Source organism: Geobacillus sp. FSL W8-0026, assembly GCF_037966255.1.
Lineage (GTDB): Bacteria > Bacillota > Bacilli > Bacillales > Anoxybacillaceae > Geobacillus > Geobacillus icigianus.
Genome location: NZ_CP150194.1, coordinates 1572810 through 1586734 on the forward strand (window position 1 = coordinate 1572810; position 13925 = coordinate 1586734).

At 52.8% G+C, this 13925-nt stretch carries 13 protein-coding genes and 1 pseudogene; 10 read left to right on the forward strand and 4 right to left on the reverse strand.

What is annotated here, in order from left to right; genetic code table 11:
- The first annotated feature begins 202 nt into the window (after window positions 1-202).
- The 7 genes from NST29_RS07920 to NST29_RS07950 all read left to right on the forward strand — a co-directional run bounded on the left by NST29_RS07920 (window position 203) and on the right by NST29_RS07950 (window position 6264).
- Complete coding sequence (locus tag NST29_RS07920) at window positions 203-709, forward strand: hypothetical protein (protein WP_033019041.1); 507 nt, start codon at window positions 203-205, stop codon at window positions 707-709.
- A gap of 21 nt (window positions 710-730) precedes the next feature.
- On the forward strand, window positions 731-1720 hold the full coding sequence (cmr4, locus tag NST29_RS07925) for a type III-B CRISPR module RAMP protein Cmr4 (RefSeq protein WP_033019043.1): 990 nt from the start codon (window positions 731-733) through the stop codon (window positions 1718-1720).
- A 23-nt stretch (window positions 1721-1743) separates the two neighbouring features.
- Window positions 1744-2235 carry a type III-B CRISPR module-associated protein Cmr5 gene (gene cmr5 / locus NST29_RS07930; RefSeq protein WP_339232898.1) on the forward strand — a complete coding sequence of 164 codons (492 nt, stop codon included), beginning with the start codon at window positions 1744-1746 and terminating at the stop codon, window positions 2233-2235.
- On the forward strand, window positions 2216-3100 hold the full coding sequence (gene cmr6, locus NST29_RS07935; RefSeq protein ID WP_033019048.1) for a type III-B CRISPR module RAMP protein Cmr6: 885 nt from the start codon (window positions 2216-2218) through the stop codon (window positions 3098-3100). Before cmr5 ends, cmr6 begins: the two co-directional genes overlap by 20 nt.
- A gap of 652 nt (window positions 3101-3752) precedes the next feature.
- Entirely contained in the window at window positions 3753-4526 is a 774-nt protein-coding gene (gene aroD, locus NST29_RS07940; RefSeq protein WP_339232900.1) for a type I 3-dehydroquinate dehydratase, read from the forward strand.
- Window positions 4527-4586: 60 nt separating this feature from the next.
- Window positions 4587-5153 (forward strand): shikimate kinase, encoded by a 567-nt coding sequence (locus NST29_RS07945; protein WP_033019052.1) that lies wholly within the window; start codon window positions 4587-4589, stop codon window positions 5151-5153.
- 493 nt (window positions 5154-5646) lie between these two features.
- Complete coding sequence (locus NST29_RS07950; protein ID WP_033019054.1) at window positions 5647-6264, forward strand: hypothetical protein; 618 nt, start codon at window positions 5647-5649, stop codon at window positions 6262-6264.
- Between the two features lie 156 nt (window positions 6265-6420).
- Here NST29_RS07950 and NST29_RS07955 read toward each other — a convergent pair whose 3' ends face one another.
- On the reverse strand, window positions 6421-6831 hold the full coding sequence (locus tag NST29_RS07955; protein ID WP_033019055.1) for a hypothetical protein: 411 nt from the start codon (window positions 6829-6831) through the stop codon (window positions 6421-6423).
- A 345-nt stretch (window positions 6832-7176) separates the two neighbouring features.
- Between NST29_RS07955 and NST29_RS07960 the strand changes: the two genes are divergently transcribed.
- From NST29_RS07960 to NST29_RS07970, 3 genes are all read left to right on the forward strand, one after another.
- The gene (locus NST29_RS07960; RefSeq protein WP_033019056.1) at window positions 7177-9219 is read left to right on the forward strand and encodes a glycosyltransferase family 39 protein; all 2043 of its coding nucleotides are present in this window, start codon (window positions 7177-7179) and stop codon (window positions 9217-9219) included.
- 229 nt (window positions 9220-9448) lie between these two features.
- Window positions 9449-10411, forward strand: a complete 963-nt coding sequence (locus tag NST29_RS07965; protein WP_033019057.1) for a glycosyltransferase family 2 protein — start codon at window positions 9449-9451, stop codon at window positions 10409-10411.
- Window positions 10383-10793: a GtrA family protein gene (locus NST29_RS07970; protein WP_033019058.1), complete on the forward strand. Its 411-nt coding sequence runs from the start codon at window positions 10383-10385 to the stop codon at window positions 10791-10793. Before NST29_RS07965 ends, NST29_RS07970 begins: the two co-directional genes overlap by 29 nt.
- 202 nt (window positions 10794-10995) lie before the next feature.
- Here the strand turns inward: NST29_RS07970 and NST29_RS07975 are convergent.
- The 3 genes and pseudogenes from NST29_RS07975 to proB all read right to left on the reverse strand — a co-directional run.
- Window positions 10996-11295, reverse strand: a pseudogene (locus NST29_RS07975) (beta-eliminating lyase-related protein); the annotation flags it as partial.
- 77 nt (window positions 11296-11372) lie between these two features.
- The gene (locus tag NST29_RS07980; RefSeq protein ID WP_033019060.1) at window positions 11373-12617 is read right to left on the reverse strand and encodes a glutamate-5-semialdehyde dehydrogenase; all 1245 of its coding nucleotides are present in this window, start codon (window positions 12615-12617) and stop codon (window positions 11373-11375) included.
- A complete protein-coding gene (proB, locus tag NST29_RS07985; RefSeq protein ID WP_033019066.1) occupies window positions 12614-13738 on the reverse strand; it encodes a glutamate 5-kinase in 1125 nt (374 codons plus the stop codon). Before proB ends, NST29_RS07980 begins: the two co-directional genes overlap by 4 nt.
- Between the last annotated feature and the right edge of the window lie 187 nt (window positions 13739-13925).

Sequence of the window (13925 nt, forward strand, 5' to 3'; positions counted from 1 at the left end):
CAAGCGTTCCCCCATTGCTCAAGAGAAACAACCGTTTTTCACCAGCCTCCTAGCGATTGATTGGAATACGTTTGAAAAGTATGCGAGTGTAATTAGGGATTTACACGCAGGAATCGACGCTTGGGAAGAGTACAAACGAAAGCATAACATTAGCTACGACTTCAGTGCTTGTATTTCTACGACGGATGGAAAAGACGCCTTCTTGAATGCGATTGGCGAAATGTTTTATCGCATATATCAAAAGTTTCAACTCGTTTACGTCTTGCAAAATGGCCCGTTCTCGCAAGACGAGGCTCATCGGAATCGTCAAATTTTGCGTCAAGAAATAGGAAAACTGATATCCGCTTTAACTAACTATATCAAAAGCAATGGTTTAACAAAAGCAACAAAAGAAGAAATCGTTCAACGCATGACGATGCCAGAACAAACAGACGGAAAGGATGCGGGAGAGCTTGTTCACGCCTGCCGCCCAGGGGACGAGCATTTTATTTTTAAAGCCCCGCGCTCGGGCATAGAAGTGCGTCTGTTGTATTCGTTTGATTATGACCATATCCAAGAAAAGCTTACGAAAGTGGTCATTTATGATTTTCGCGTTGGCCAATTTAATCATAGCAGTTATATTAAGGAATTCCGCACATTTTATCAACTTAACAAAGATCGTGAGTTAATTCCGTATTTGCTTGAGCCAAATAACTATATAACTCAATGAACTAGGAGGAGTTCAGTTAAGATGTATCAGTTAGCGAAACCGTTAATCTTCATCAGTGCAACCCCATCCCATGTTGGGGCGGGGACGGACTTAGGAGTTGTCGATTTGCCAATTCAACGGGAACGTTACACGGGATTTCCAAAGTACGAGGCTTCCAGTGTGAAAGGCAGCCTGAAAGATGCTTTTTATGCATTAGCCGCTAAAAGCAAGGAAGATGTGGCGGATCGTGCCGAACTTCAGCACCCGAATGGCCGATTCGGCAAAATAAACAAGCAAATGATTGAAGATGTGTTTGGAAAAGATGAACAGGCGGATCACGCTAGCGCTATTGCGTTCACCGATGCCCGAATTTTATTGTTTCCGGTCAAATCGCTGAAACATGTGTTTGTTTGGATTACGTGTCCGCAAATTCTCAGCCGTTTCAAACAGGAAATGCAGCTATGCGGGATTGACCTTTCCACATATGACCACAACCTCGAGGGAACAATCCCTCAAGGAAGTGATTTGATCATATCGGGGCAGGGGGTTTTGCTAGAGGAGTATTTGGTCAACGTTCAACAGAGCGATGAGTGCACCAAATGGGCAAACTGGTTTTCAGAGAATCTATTTCCTTCCTCCGATGAGTATCAGTATTGGCGCAATAAATTAACACGCGATTTAGTCATCGTTCCAGACGATGTATTTCGAGATTTTGTCATGTTGTCAACCGACATCGTGACAAGGGTGAGAATCGACCGGAGTAAAGGAATTGTCAAGGAGGGGGCTTTATTTACAGAAGAGTATTTGCCAGCTGAATCGGTTCTTTATTCACTGGTGATAGCCTCCCCTGTTCTGAAATCGAAAGACGAGGGGCTGTCTGATGAACGATTCGCGAGCGCGCAAGGGGTGATCGATTTCTTTGCACAGTTTTTGCCGAGAGTCATTCAAATCGGTGGCAATGAAACGATTGGCAAAGGGATCACTCGCACTCACCTTATCGAAGACGGCAGGAAACAGACGATTGAGGTCTAGTGAGAGAAGAGGGAGGAAATAAAGTGAGCAAGCTCATTGATATCGAACAAGAACGGGCGAAATTTGCCTACGATTGTGCGAGCTTTGGCATTTCCATTGCAGAGGAAAAGAAAGCGTACAATGATGAGTATTATTTTGATGAGAACTATGCATCTTACGTAAAAAAGATCCCGGCATTAATCAAAACGAACGGACTCAGCGCCACGTTTGCTTATGTATTTGCTAAAAGAAAAAAGGAAGACAAGAAACAAAACGGAACGGTAAAACTACCTGGAAGCAAAGATCATCCGAAAAATGCATACGATTTAATTTACGAGCAAACGCGGCGATGGCTGGCTGACAATCCTGTCGTTTCTTTCCCAGAGTTGAAGAGAAAAGACACGGAGCTTATGAAATTGCTGCTTTCTTTAAATTCCGAACAATATCGCCAAGTAACGTTAGAAATTTTGCGCCTTTTCCAATGGTTGCGTCGTTTCGTCGAGGGAGTGAAGTTAAGTGGTAAAATACCGTCCTAATGAAAAAAAAAATAAAAAACGGAATGACGCAAAGAAAAACGAGCAGATGTTTGTGGAGCGACTTTGTCTGCCAGCAGATACAAGAAGAGTATTGGTTACCGAAAATGATATTTTTTCATCAGGAGCCGATAATTATTGGCTTCAGTATCATCGGCTCGTTGAACAGCCTAATGACCAAGAAAAGGAACGACTACGTCCCTCAGTCTTCCACTTTAAGCCTGCTTTCCAACAGGAACTGTTTGACAACTTGGTCAAACGTCAAAAAAAGATCATTGCAGATAGTGGATGGGAAAGTCAATGGTTTCAAGTCAGTTTTGAATGGCGGCTGGCTCTCGGTTTAGGGGATGCATCTGTCTATGAAACATCCATTACCCTGCATCCGTTGTATGGGTATCCGTATTTGCCGGCTCAGGCCATTAAAGGCGTTTGCCTCTCTTATATGATTTTTGAATATTTTGATGGCGAGGAGAAGAAAGCGGAACAATCCCAAGCCTTCCGTTTCCTTTTCGGCGATCAAGACGAGCAGGGGAGTGTCATATTCACGGACAGCATCCCTGTGCAAATACCAAAAATCAAAGAGGACATCATTAACGTTCATTACAAAATGTATTACCAACAGCAAAAATGGCCTGTAGACTATGATACACCATCGCTTGTGTCATTCCCTGTCGTCGAGAAACCGAGATTCCAGTTTGGCGTTCTGTTGAAAGAAAATGTGACATTTACTGAAGAGCCATTTAGAGACGAAACAGCCACCCAGGTATTGAAGAAGCTTGTTTCCGGTGCATTTTCCGAGCACGGAATCGGCGCAAAAACGGCTGTCAATTACGGATACGGAATCGCGCAATCGATAGAAGGATGGTAAAAAACCAGTATCTCACCCTGTCTGGGGCGCTTGGAAGGAATGGGAAGTGTAGCTGGTCAAATCGGATGACGTGAAACGGAGAAGCTGATGTTGCAAAGTTTCTCAATTTGAGAAACAAGGCGGTGAGGCAACCTGTTCCTTTTGTCACCATCCTTTTAAAGAGTCAAGGGGAAAATGAAGGTGCTGTTGAAAGTAGTGGGCCTCGCGGAGAGGATTGAAACAAAAGACCTCTTTCTCTATGCTTGCAATCTTTCTTTTTTGTTGAAAGAATTGGGCCTCGCGGAGAGGATCTAAATCGGCCATCCCGCCGGATTGCTTGACAAAGGATAGCGCATTTTTCGGCGGTTTGGTCTATGGAACACCTAGGAAGGGCGATGTTGCCGTTTTCTTGGGTGTTTTTTGTTTGGCTGAATGGCTGTTGTGTCACTGTGCGGAGGATGTTCGGCTTGCGCAACGGGCGGGAGTTGGCTTATGATGAAGGAAAGATGACATATCACCGTGTTGGCGATCAAGCAATTGGTGAATGACCGATTGGGTGACGCATGGCCACACGGTTGATGATGAGCGGACGATCTTCGTTTGCGGAAGTTGGTCTTTTCAACGGCTGGCCGCCGTGTTGGATTGGGCAAGGTGATGAATGGGGGAGCGATGAATGGGGATTTCAGCGAACGTGATCAAAGTTAGAAATGTCATCATTGGCGGCGATAAACCATGCCTTTGCGCGCCGGTTGTCGGGGCGGATGCAGAGCAGGTGCTGCGCGAGGTGGAGGAGGTTTGCCAAAAGAAGCCCGATTTGATCGAATGGAGGGCCGATTTTTTTCATCACATCGGCGATCAAGAGCGCGTGTTGGCCGTAGCGAACGAGCTGCGGCATGTGGCGGGAGACATTCCGGTTTTGTTTACCATCCGTTCGGAGCGGGAAGGAGGGCAGCCGATTCCGCTTGATGAGGAGGGAAAGCGGCAATTAATGAAAGCGGTGTGTGAAAGCGGAGCCATCGATCTTATTGACTGCGAACTCGCTTACGGGGAGTGCATCACCGACGTGCGCCGCGTCGCTCATGATTGCGGGGTGCGGCTTGTTGTCTCGAGCCACCATTTCGATGGTACGCCGCCGGAAGAGGTGCTGGTGGACATGATGCGTCGAGCCGCGCAGAGCGGTGCGGATATAGCGAAAGTGGCGGTCATGCCGTTGTCGCCGGAAGATGTGCTTGTATTGCTTGAGGCGACGCAGCGGGCGCGGTGGGAGCTTTCCATTCCGCTCATTACGATGTCGATGGGGGGATTAGGCGCGATGACGCGGCTTGTCGGATGGCTGTTTGGTTCGGCGGTTACGTTCGCCGTCGGCCAACAAAGCTCCGCTCCAGGGCAAATCCCGATCGAAGACGTGCGGGCGGTGCTGTCGGTATTGCAAAAATATAGCCGTTGATTTGTTGTTACATACGGGAAGACGATGAGATGCTGGCTGAAGGAGAAAGGGGAGTTCATCGTGAACAGGCAAACCGCCATCCCGCTCCGCGAGCGGAACATCATATTGATCGGCTTTATGGGGGCGGGAAAAACGACGATCGGGCAGCTGGTGGCGAAAAAGCTGTACCGCGATTTTATCGATGTCGACGCGGAAATCGAGCGGCGGCAAGGGATGTCGATTCCGGAGATCTTCGCGCAAAAAGGGGAAGCGTACTTTCGCAAGGTGGAGCGCGAGATAATCATCGATTTATGCACGAAGACAAGGTTGAAAATTTTATCGCTTGGCGGCGGTGCATATTTGCAGGAGGAGGTGCGGCGCGCCTGCCTCGCTCATGGGATCGTCTTTTTCCTTGACTTGTCATGGGATCAATGGAAAGAAGAGCGCCTGCCGCTCATTGTCGACAGCCGGCCGGTGTTGAAAAATAAAACATTGGAAGAGGTAGAGCAGCTGTTTTTCCAGCGGCAGTCGGCTTACGCCCTCCATCATTCCCGCGTGGTGCTGAATGAGCTTGAAGCCGAACAGGCGGCCCAGCAAATCGTCGAGTCGATCAAATGGACGTGGGATGTATATGAACCGAATCGATAGATGGTCATGACGAAAAGGCAGGCTCTTGTCGGGAGCTTGCCTTTTCGTGTTGGATGGCCGCGGCGAGAGCCGGTGGCGGAGCGGGAATCTGACGGTAATGATGCAGGCCGACTTCGTGCCTCGGTTGGATGGCCGCATCGAAAGCTGGTGACGGAGCGGGAGAGGCCGGCGTTGTCATCGCGGTTTTTCCAATAAGCGGGGTTGGCGGGCGCGGTCAAAGCGGTTCGGGGGCCAGATCCGCTTGTCCTCGCCTTGCGTTCAGTCTCGCATCCTTGATCGGCAAGGGTGTGGATGTGAGTGATGGACGGACTCGTTTCTCAAGCGAGGCCTGTTTCGGTGTTGGGGATCGGACATGGGGCGCGTTCAGCGAGCGGGGGAGGACGAACGGCCCGGCGTTTCTTTTCTTTTTTGGACAGAAATGCCTGTTTGTGCTTGCCGGACAAGCGCTCCTTTTGTTATAAGGAAGATACCGGGTGTGAGGGAGAGTGGGGAGATGGAGAAAAGGGCGTTCCGCTGGCTTTATGTGTATATTGTCTTGGTGGTGCTGCTTCTGTCGGCGCCGTATTGGCTTTGGTGGCTGAAGCCGGAAACGAAGCTTGAGCTGCTCATTGTCGATGATACGGTGCCGGATCGGTCGTACCGCGAGCACCAAGGGCTTGTTTGGCTGCTCCGGGCGCAAAAGTACGTGCACCGGAACGGTAAGACGTATGATGCGGCGCGCGATTATGTCGGATTTGTGCCAAAGGGCGGCGGGGCATACGAAGTGCGCCCGCTTCCGAACACGATGGATGGCTATGATGCCGTGTATGTCGCCGACACGTACGGCGTCTATGAAGAAGAATTTGTTCGCCAGCGGACGGACGGAGCGCGGTCGGCGAAAGTGCACGGCGGGCTGGACGGCATCCGCCTTGGCGTGTACGTCGCCGACGGGGAGCGCTCATTTTCGTTCCCGGCGCTGGAAGGGAATGTGCTGCCGGCTCGGCAGTTTTACACGTACACGTGGCCGACGTGGGAGACGCCGCGCTACCACGAGCGGCTGAAGCCGTCGTATGAAGCGATGAAAGCGGCGTTTTCCGGCGCGGACATCGCCAAGCGACAAGGAAACGAATAAGAAGCACGCCCCGCAACATTGGCCGCTGTTCGACACAACGATGATCGATCAAGGCGGTTGACTGTCCAAAAATTTGGCAAGCACGAGACAAAAGCCCAACCGGCCGTCAAGCAAAAAACATGCTGGCGGCCGGTTGGCTTGTTTCTTTTTCAGTTTTCAGGAGATTTCGTTTTGTTCAGCCCGGGAACGGAGTTTTCGTTCATGTTGGAGAGTTTTGCGGGCGAGGAAGTCAACCGTTTCCTGCGTTTCCGACCATTCAAGGCGCCAATAGTTCATTTTCGTTTCCAAGCGCTCAAATCGAGCATCCGTGCGCTTTTCCAAATCCAAAAGTTTTTGGTGCAACCGGTCTTCCGTCTCTCGAATTTTGGCATACAGCCGATTTTCGGTATCCTGAATCTCGGCGCGCAATCGGTCTTCTGTTTCTTGAAGTTCAGTACGTAATCGGTTTTCTGTATCTTGGATTTCGGCGCGCAATCGCTCTTCCATTTCCTTCATTTGTTGACGGAGTTGATCGGAATGCAAGTCAAGCGCCTTTAGAATTTGTTGCACGATCGTTTCGCCTTCCATGAGTTTCACCTCCTTTACCTCTGATCATAGCACATGGCCGGCATCGGGAAAATGAAAATCTAGTCCACTCGTTTCATTTTTTCACCAAACTTTCACCAACATTATGTAACGTAACTATAGAAAACGGGTGATGATAAGAAGCATGTTGCACAGGCTCATTCGAGTGTGACGTGCTGTCAGACGAGAGTGATGATAAGAAGCATGTTGTATCACCCCCTTGTTTTTCAAATGAAGAGACCTTGGGTGGGATCGGCTTCTCGTTCCATGTCATCTGGCGTCGGTTAAGGGGCATCGCTGCGGTTCCCCCTTAGTAGAAAAAAAGAAAACGAGAGAAAGGGAGCGTTCATGAAGAAAAAACAATGGAAATTGGATGGATGGATCATTGCAATCATAGCTTGGTCGGCTTTTTTGCATCTCTATCAAATAGGAAACAGCGGTTCTAACGTCTATTACACAGCAGCGGCGAAAAGCATGGCGGCAAGCTGGAAGGCGTTTTTCTTTGCCGCCCTCGACCCAGAGGGATTTATTACCGTTGATAAGCCCCCAGTCGCTCTTTGGTTGCAGGCGCTCAGTGTGAAACTGTTTGGCGTTAGTGATTGGAGTGTTTTGCTTCCGGAAGCGGTGGCGGGGATCGCGGCCACATGGATGATTTATGTCATCGTCCGGCCGTGGGCCGGACAGACAGCGGCGCGGTGGGCAAGTTTCGCCTTTTCTTGCACCCCGGCGTTCGTCGCTGTGGCGCGGACGAACAATATTGATGCCGTTTTGGTGTTCACATTGCTCTTTGCGACTTGGATGCTGATGAAGGCGGTGATGACGCAACGATGGACGTGGCTGGTTGGCAGTTTTGCGGTCGTCGGCATCGGATTCAATATGAAAATGTTGCAGGCGTACATGGTGCTCCCGGCGTTTTACTTATTTTACTGGCTCGCTGGGCGGGGGCCGTGGAAAAAACGGGCCGGGCATTTACTGGTGGCGACGATCGTGCTGCTTTCGGTTTCGCTTTCGTATGCAGCTGCGGTAGCGCTGATTCCTGCTGACAAGCGTCCGTATATCGGGGGCAGTCAGACGAATTCTGTGTTAGAGTTGGCGCTCGGATATAACGGAATTGAGCGGTTGACCGGGGAAGCTGGACCGGGTGGCGGAAAGGGGAGGGCGGATGTTAATGGCAACGCGCAGCCACCTGCTGATGACAGGGTACCGTTCAACGGCAAAGCAGGGACGGCGTTTCCGGATGGGTCAGGAGGCGAGCCGCCAACGGTGGGCAGTCAACTGCAAAGTCCGCCATCTGTGCCTAGAGGTGGGATGGGTGGCATTGGTGGCGGCGAGATTGGTGACCCGGGCGTCTTTCGTTTGTTTCAGCTGCCGCTTGCCGGACAGGCGAGCTGGCTGTTGCCGTTTGCGGGCGTCGTAGCGATCGGCTTGGGAATAGACGTATGGCGACGCCGGCAGATGACTTCGTTTCATCAATTCTTGCTCTTTTGGTTCGCCTGGCTTGGTCCGATGCTCGTATTTTTTAGCATTGCCGGATTTTATCACCGCTATTATTTAAGTATGCTGGCGCCGGCTATAGCGGTATTAGTGGGAGCGGGAGGAGCGATGTTGGCGTCCAGCGAACGGGGGACGAGATGGTTGTTCCCGGCCGCCTTGGTGGCGACGTATGCGTTTGAAGGATGGACAGCTTGGCAGTACCGTAGTTCGTTCTCCCCAGTATGGCCGCTCGCTGTCGGATTTTACGGACTTGCAATGGTTTGCCTTTGGTTCGCGATGGAAGGCCGCGAGCATGTGAGGCGGATCGTCTATCGAGCGGCGCTCATTGGCGTGCTGGCATTGCCGGCCTATTGGTCGCTGACGCCAGTGCTATATGGGACAAACAGCACCATTCCATACGCTGGACCAGATTTACAACGAGATAGAGGCGCGCCCATGCCGACAGCCGCGATGCCGGATGGACAAGAGGAGCGTTCGCTGAGAGGAGAGACGGGCCAACCTGGCGATGGAGCGGGGCGGTGGCAAACTTCGCGCTCGTTGACAGCGTTAGTGTCGTATTTGGAGCAGCGTGCGGGTAAAGCCAAATATTTAGCGGCCACCATCCGCGCGACCGAAGCGGCGGAGTTGATGCTTCACACCGATCGAGCGGTGATGGCGATGGGCGGATTCGGCGGAACGGATCCCGTACTAACGCCGAAGAAGCTAGAGAAAATGGCTCGCAACGGTGAGGTGAAGTATTTTCTCCTTTCCGGTGAAGGGCGAGGAAATCAGGAGCTTGTTCAATGGATTCAAACACATTGCAAAGAAGTTCCATTTTCAGAATGGAGTGGCGGAGAAAAGGCCTTAAACGGTGGAATGGAGCGCAGAGAAATGACGCTCTACGTATATAACGGATAAAGGGCTCGAGAAAAACAGCCGACATCCATCGCTGTTTTCATTAGTAGAAAAGCGTTTTTTATGGGATTCTCTATTAAAATAATTGAAGCTGATTCAAGCCGATCATTGGCGGGTGATCTGCTTCGTAGCCGAGGAAATTCATAGAGGAAAACGTAAAGCAGCCGGTGGCAAAATTGGTGAGGGTGTTCGTAGCCGAAGAAATTCATAGAGGAAGCAAGGAGGGAAATCAATGGCGACCTATTCTGTCATTATTCCTGTCTATAATGAAGCGCTTGTGATCCGTGAGACGTACCGACGGCTGAAAACAGTGATGGAGCAAACAGGTGAGCCGTACGAATTGTTGTTTGTGAATGACGGCAGCACCGATGGGACGCTCGATATCTTGAGGGAACTGGCCGTGAAAGATGAAACGGTGAAGTACATTGACTTCTCCCGCAATTTCGGCCATCAAATCGCGATTACAGCAGGAATGGATTACGCCTCTGGCCAAGCTGTTATCATCATTGACGCCGACTTGCAAGATCCTCCTGAACTGATTTGGGACATGATCGCGCGATGGAAAGAAGGGTATGATGTTGTCTATGCCCGGCGCGTCAAGCGGAAGGGGGAGACGTTGTTCAAGCGATGGACAGCGTATGTGTTTTACCGCTTGCTGCGGGCAGCGACCGAGATCGACATTCCCACTGATACCGGCGATTTTCGTCTCATTGACCGGAAAGTGTGCAATCAGTTACGCTATATGAGGGAGCGAAATCGTTTTGTCCGCGGGCTTGTCAGCTGGGTCGGTTTTCGGCACATAGCGGTGGAATACGAGCGAGAGCCGCGGCTGGCTGGGGAGACAAAGTATCCATTGAAAAAGATGATTCGTTTTTCGTTAGACGGCATTACGTCTTTTTCGCATAAGCCGCTCAAATTGGCGAGCTGGCTTGGGTTTGCTTTGTCGGCGGCAAGTGCAGTCGGCATGATGGCGGTATTGTACTTGAAGTGGTTCACCCATTCGACCGTGGCCGGATGGGCATCGCTGTTGATGGTCATGCTGTTTTGCAACGGAGTGACGATGACGATGCTTGGGATTACCGGTGAATACATCGGCCGCATTTACGATGAAGTGAAAGAGCGGCCTCTGTATATTGTCAATGAAACATGGGGAGTCGGAACGAGACATGAACGAAAGCCTTCCTACATTCCGTAAAGAAAAACAAGCCTTATGGCGGTTTGCCGTCGTCGGGGTGGGCAATACGGCGGTCGACTTCGCTGTCTTTTTTCTGCTCACCGCCGCAGGCGTTCCTGCGGCCGCGGCGCAAGTCGCTTCTTATGGCGCCGGGGTGGCAAACAGCTACGTTTGGAACCGGCGCTGGACGTTTCAAATGAAGCAAAGGGCGAATATCGGGGAACTGCTTCGGTTTCTTGCCGTCAACGGGCTGTCGCTCGGAGTGTCGCTTGTCGTCTTGTTGGCGGCCGAACGGCTCGGCCCGCTTTGGCTCGCGAAAGGTGTGGCCACGGTCATGGGCATGGCGGTGAACTTCGTTGGCAGCCGCTGTTGGGTGTTTGCGGCACCGCGAAGCGAACGTTGACAGAAAGCAGGGAAGGAGGACAACGAAAACGACCCGAAAGCCATAGGCGGTCCGGGTCGTTTTCTGGTTAGGAGGGACTGTAAAGGAAAACGATATTTTCCCAAGTGTACTGCTTTTCAGAAAAAGGAATAAAGGTGCTTCCAAATCGGGAAGCGAGGCGGTCGACCATTGTTTCAAGGGCAATGATGCCCGGCGCAGCCAAGACGCCGGCGAGCGCCGCTGCTGCTCCCGCCTCAGACAAGAAAATGTGCGATTCGGCTTCCAATATCACCTCATCTCCCGGGCGGCAATGCGTCAAGATGGCGACTTCGTTTCCTTGCGTGCCGCTTGTGACGAACAAGGCGTCTTCTTTTCCAAGCATTTTGGCCGCCAACGCTTCTCAACGGTTGACGGTCGGATCTTCGCCGTATACGTCGTCACCGACTTCGGCTTCTGACATCGCCCGGCGCATCTCTGGCGTCGGTTTGGTCACGGTATCGCTGCGAAAATCAATGAACGGCATCGTGGCCCCCCTTCTTTCCTGATCGTTGTGTGCATCGAAAGAACGGGAGTGCAGGGGGTCCCGCTTCCCGCCTTTGGTTACACGGTTCGAATTTGCCCGGTCCCGTACACGAGCGATTTCGTTGTCGTGATGGCCACAAGCCCCATCGGCCCGCGGGCATGCAGCTTTTGGGTGCTGATGCCGATTTCCGCCCCGTAGCCGAACTGTTCGCCATCCGTGAAGCGGGTGGACGCGTTATGGTACAAGACCGCCGCGTCGACCGCTTGGAAAAAGCGGCGGACGTGCGCCTCGTTTTCGGTGATGATCGCTTCCGAATGTTTCGTCCCGTAGCGGCGGATATGCTCGATCGCTTCATCGACATCGGCGACGAGTTTCACGGCTAAAATCGGCGCCAAATATTCCGTATGCCAGTCTTCTTCTGTCGCTTCGTTGACAAACGGATGCATAGCGGCAAGGCGGCGGTCGCCGCGCAGCTCGACGCCGCGAGCGTGAAGCGCCTCAAGCAGCTCGCCGGCGTGCGGCCACTGTTCGTGAATGAGCACCGTTTCGACGGCGTTGCAGACGGACGGACGCTGCAGTTTGGCGTTTACGACGATATCGACCGCCATCGACCGCTCGGCTGATTCGTCGATGAAAATATGGCAGTTGCCGACACCGGTCTCGAGCACTGGCACGGTGGCGTTTTCGACGACCGAGCGGATCAACCCCGCTCCGCCGCGCGGAATGAGGACATCAAGATAGTCGTTGAGGCGGAACATGCGCTGGGCCGTTTCCCGGCTCGTGTCTTCGAGCAGCTCAATGGCGGTTTCCGGGATGGCCGTTGTGCGAAGCGCCTCTTTCATGACGGCCACAAGCGCTTTGTTGGAATGAAGCGCCGATGAGCTGCCACGGAGCAAGACGGCATTGCCCGTTTTTAGGCAAAGGCTGGCGGCATCGACCGTCACGTTCGGGCGCGCCTCATACACCATGCCGATCACCCCAAGCGGCACGCGCACCGTTTGAATGCGAAGCCCGTTCGGCCGCGTCCATTCGGCTACGATTTCCCCGACCGGGTCAGGCAATGAAGCGACTTGGCGGACGCCACCGATGATTTGATCGATCCGTTCATTCGTGAGCTGCAGCCGGTCAAGCAAAGCCGGCGACAGCCCTTGCGCGCGGCCGGCGGCCATATCGTTTTCGTTTGCCGCCAAAATGACGGCCCGTTCGCGGTCGATGGCTTGGGCGATCTGTTCCAATGCCGCGTTTTTTTCTTCGGTAGACAGCATGGCTAACGTGTGTGCCGCCGTTTTCAACCGTTCGGCTTTTTCCAGCAGTTCGTTCATCTTTGGACACGCTCCTTTCGCAAAGTGACCCAATTGTCGCGGTGGATGACTTCCGGGCGGTGAAGGTAAGAGTATTGCCGGGCCTCTTCGCTCGGCCGCCCTTTCACTTTTTTCAAATCGGCGGCGGCGTAATACACTTGGCCGCGGCCGATGGTAATGCCTTTTTCATTGACGACGTCGACGACATCCATCGCATGGAAGTCGCCGGAAACGGCCGTGACGCCGGCGGGAAGCAAGCTTTTCCCGCGCACAAGCAGCGCTTCCTCGGCGCCGCTGTCAACGGTGATCGTGCCGGAAACGGGGGCGTGATAGGCGATCCATTGCTTGCGCATTTGCATTGGTTTCGGAAACGGAACGCCGATGTACGTACCGTCGCCTTTTCCAGCCAAAATATCGGCGAGCTTTTCTTTGCCGCTTTCCGTGCCGATGAAGACGCTGACACCGAACGAGAGCGCTTTTCGGGCGGCCAACAGCTTTGAGCGCATGCCGCCGGTGCCGACCGCTGAGCCGCTGTCGCCGGCTGAGGCGAGCATCTCGCTTGTAATCTCCGGCAAAAAGGCATACTTTTTCGCCTGCGGGTTCGTTTTCGGATTGGCGTCGTACAGCCCGTTAATGTCGGTGAGCAAAACGAGCGCATCGGCGTGCAAAAAGCCGGCGACCAAGGCGGAAAGCATGTCATTGTCGCCAAACGTCAGCTCCTCAGCGGAAACCGGATCGTTTTCGTTAATGACTGGGACGGCGCCGTGCTCAAGCAATGTCGTGATCGTCGTAAACAAGTTGCGAAACCGCTCGCGGCTGTAAAAATCGCTGCGCGTCAACAACAATTGGGCGGCGGTGAAGCCGAATCGGGCGAACGCCGAACTGTACGCCTGCATGAGCAGGCTTTGTCCGACGGCGGCGGCCGCCTGTTTGCCGGCGAGCGTCGTCGGCCGCGCCGGGTAGCCTAACGGTCCGAACCCGGCCGCGACCGCCCCCGAAGTGATGAGAATGACGTCATGGCCAAGCTGTTTCAGGTGTGCCATGGCTTCGACGTGATCATGAAGTTTGTCAAGGCATAGGCCGCCTTTTGGATCGGTGAGCGAGCTGCTTCCGATTTTGACGACGACGCGCTGCCGTTTCATGGCGTTCCCTCCTTTGCGAGTTTTGCCGCTGTCGATTCCATTGTTGTTTGCCGCCCGTTGGAAAGGCGGCCAACAAAAAAAACGCTTCTCCTCCTTTGGCAAAAGGACGGAAAAGCGTTCCGCGGTACCACCTTTTTTGGCGCACAAAGCGCCCACCTCTGGCCTATAACGCAGGCATGCGGCTTAT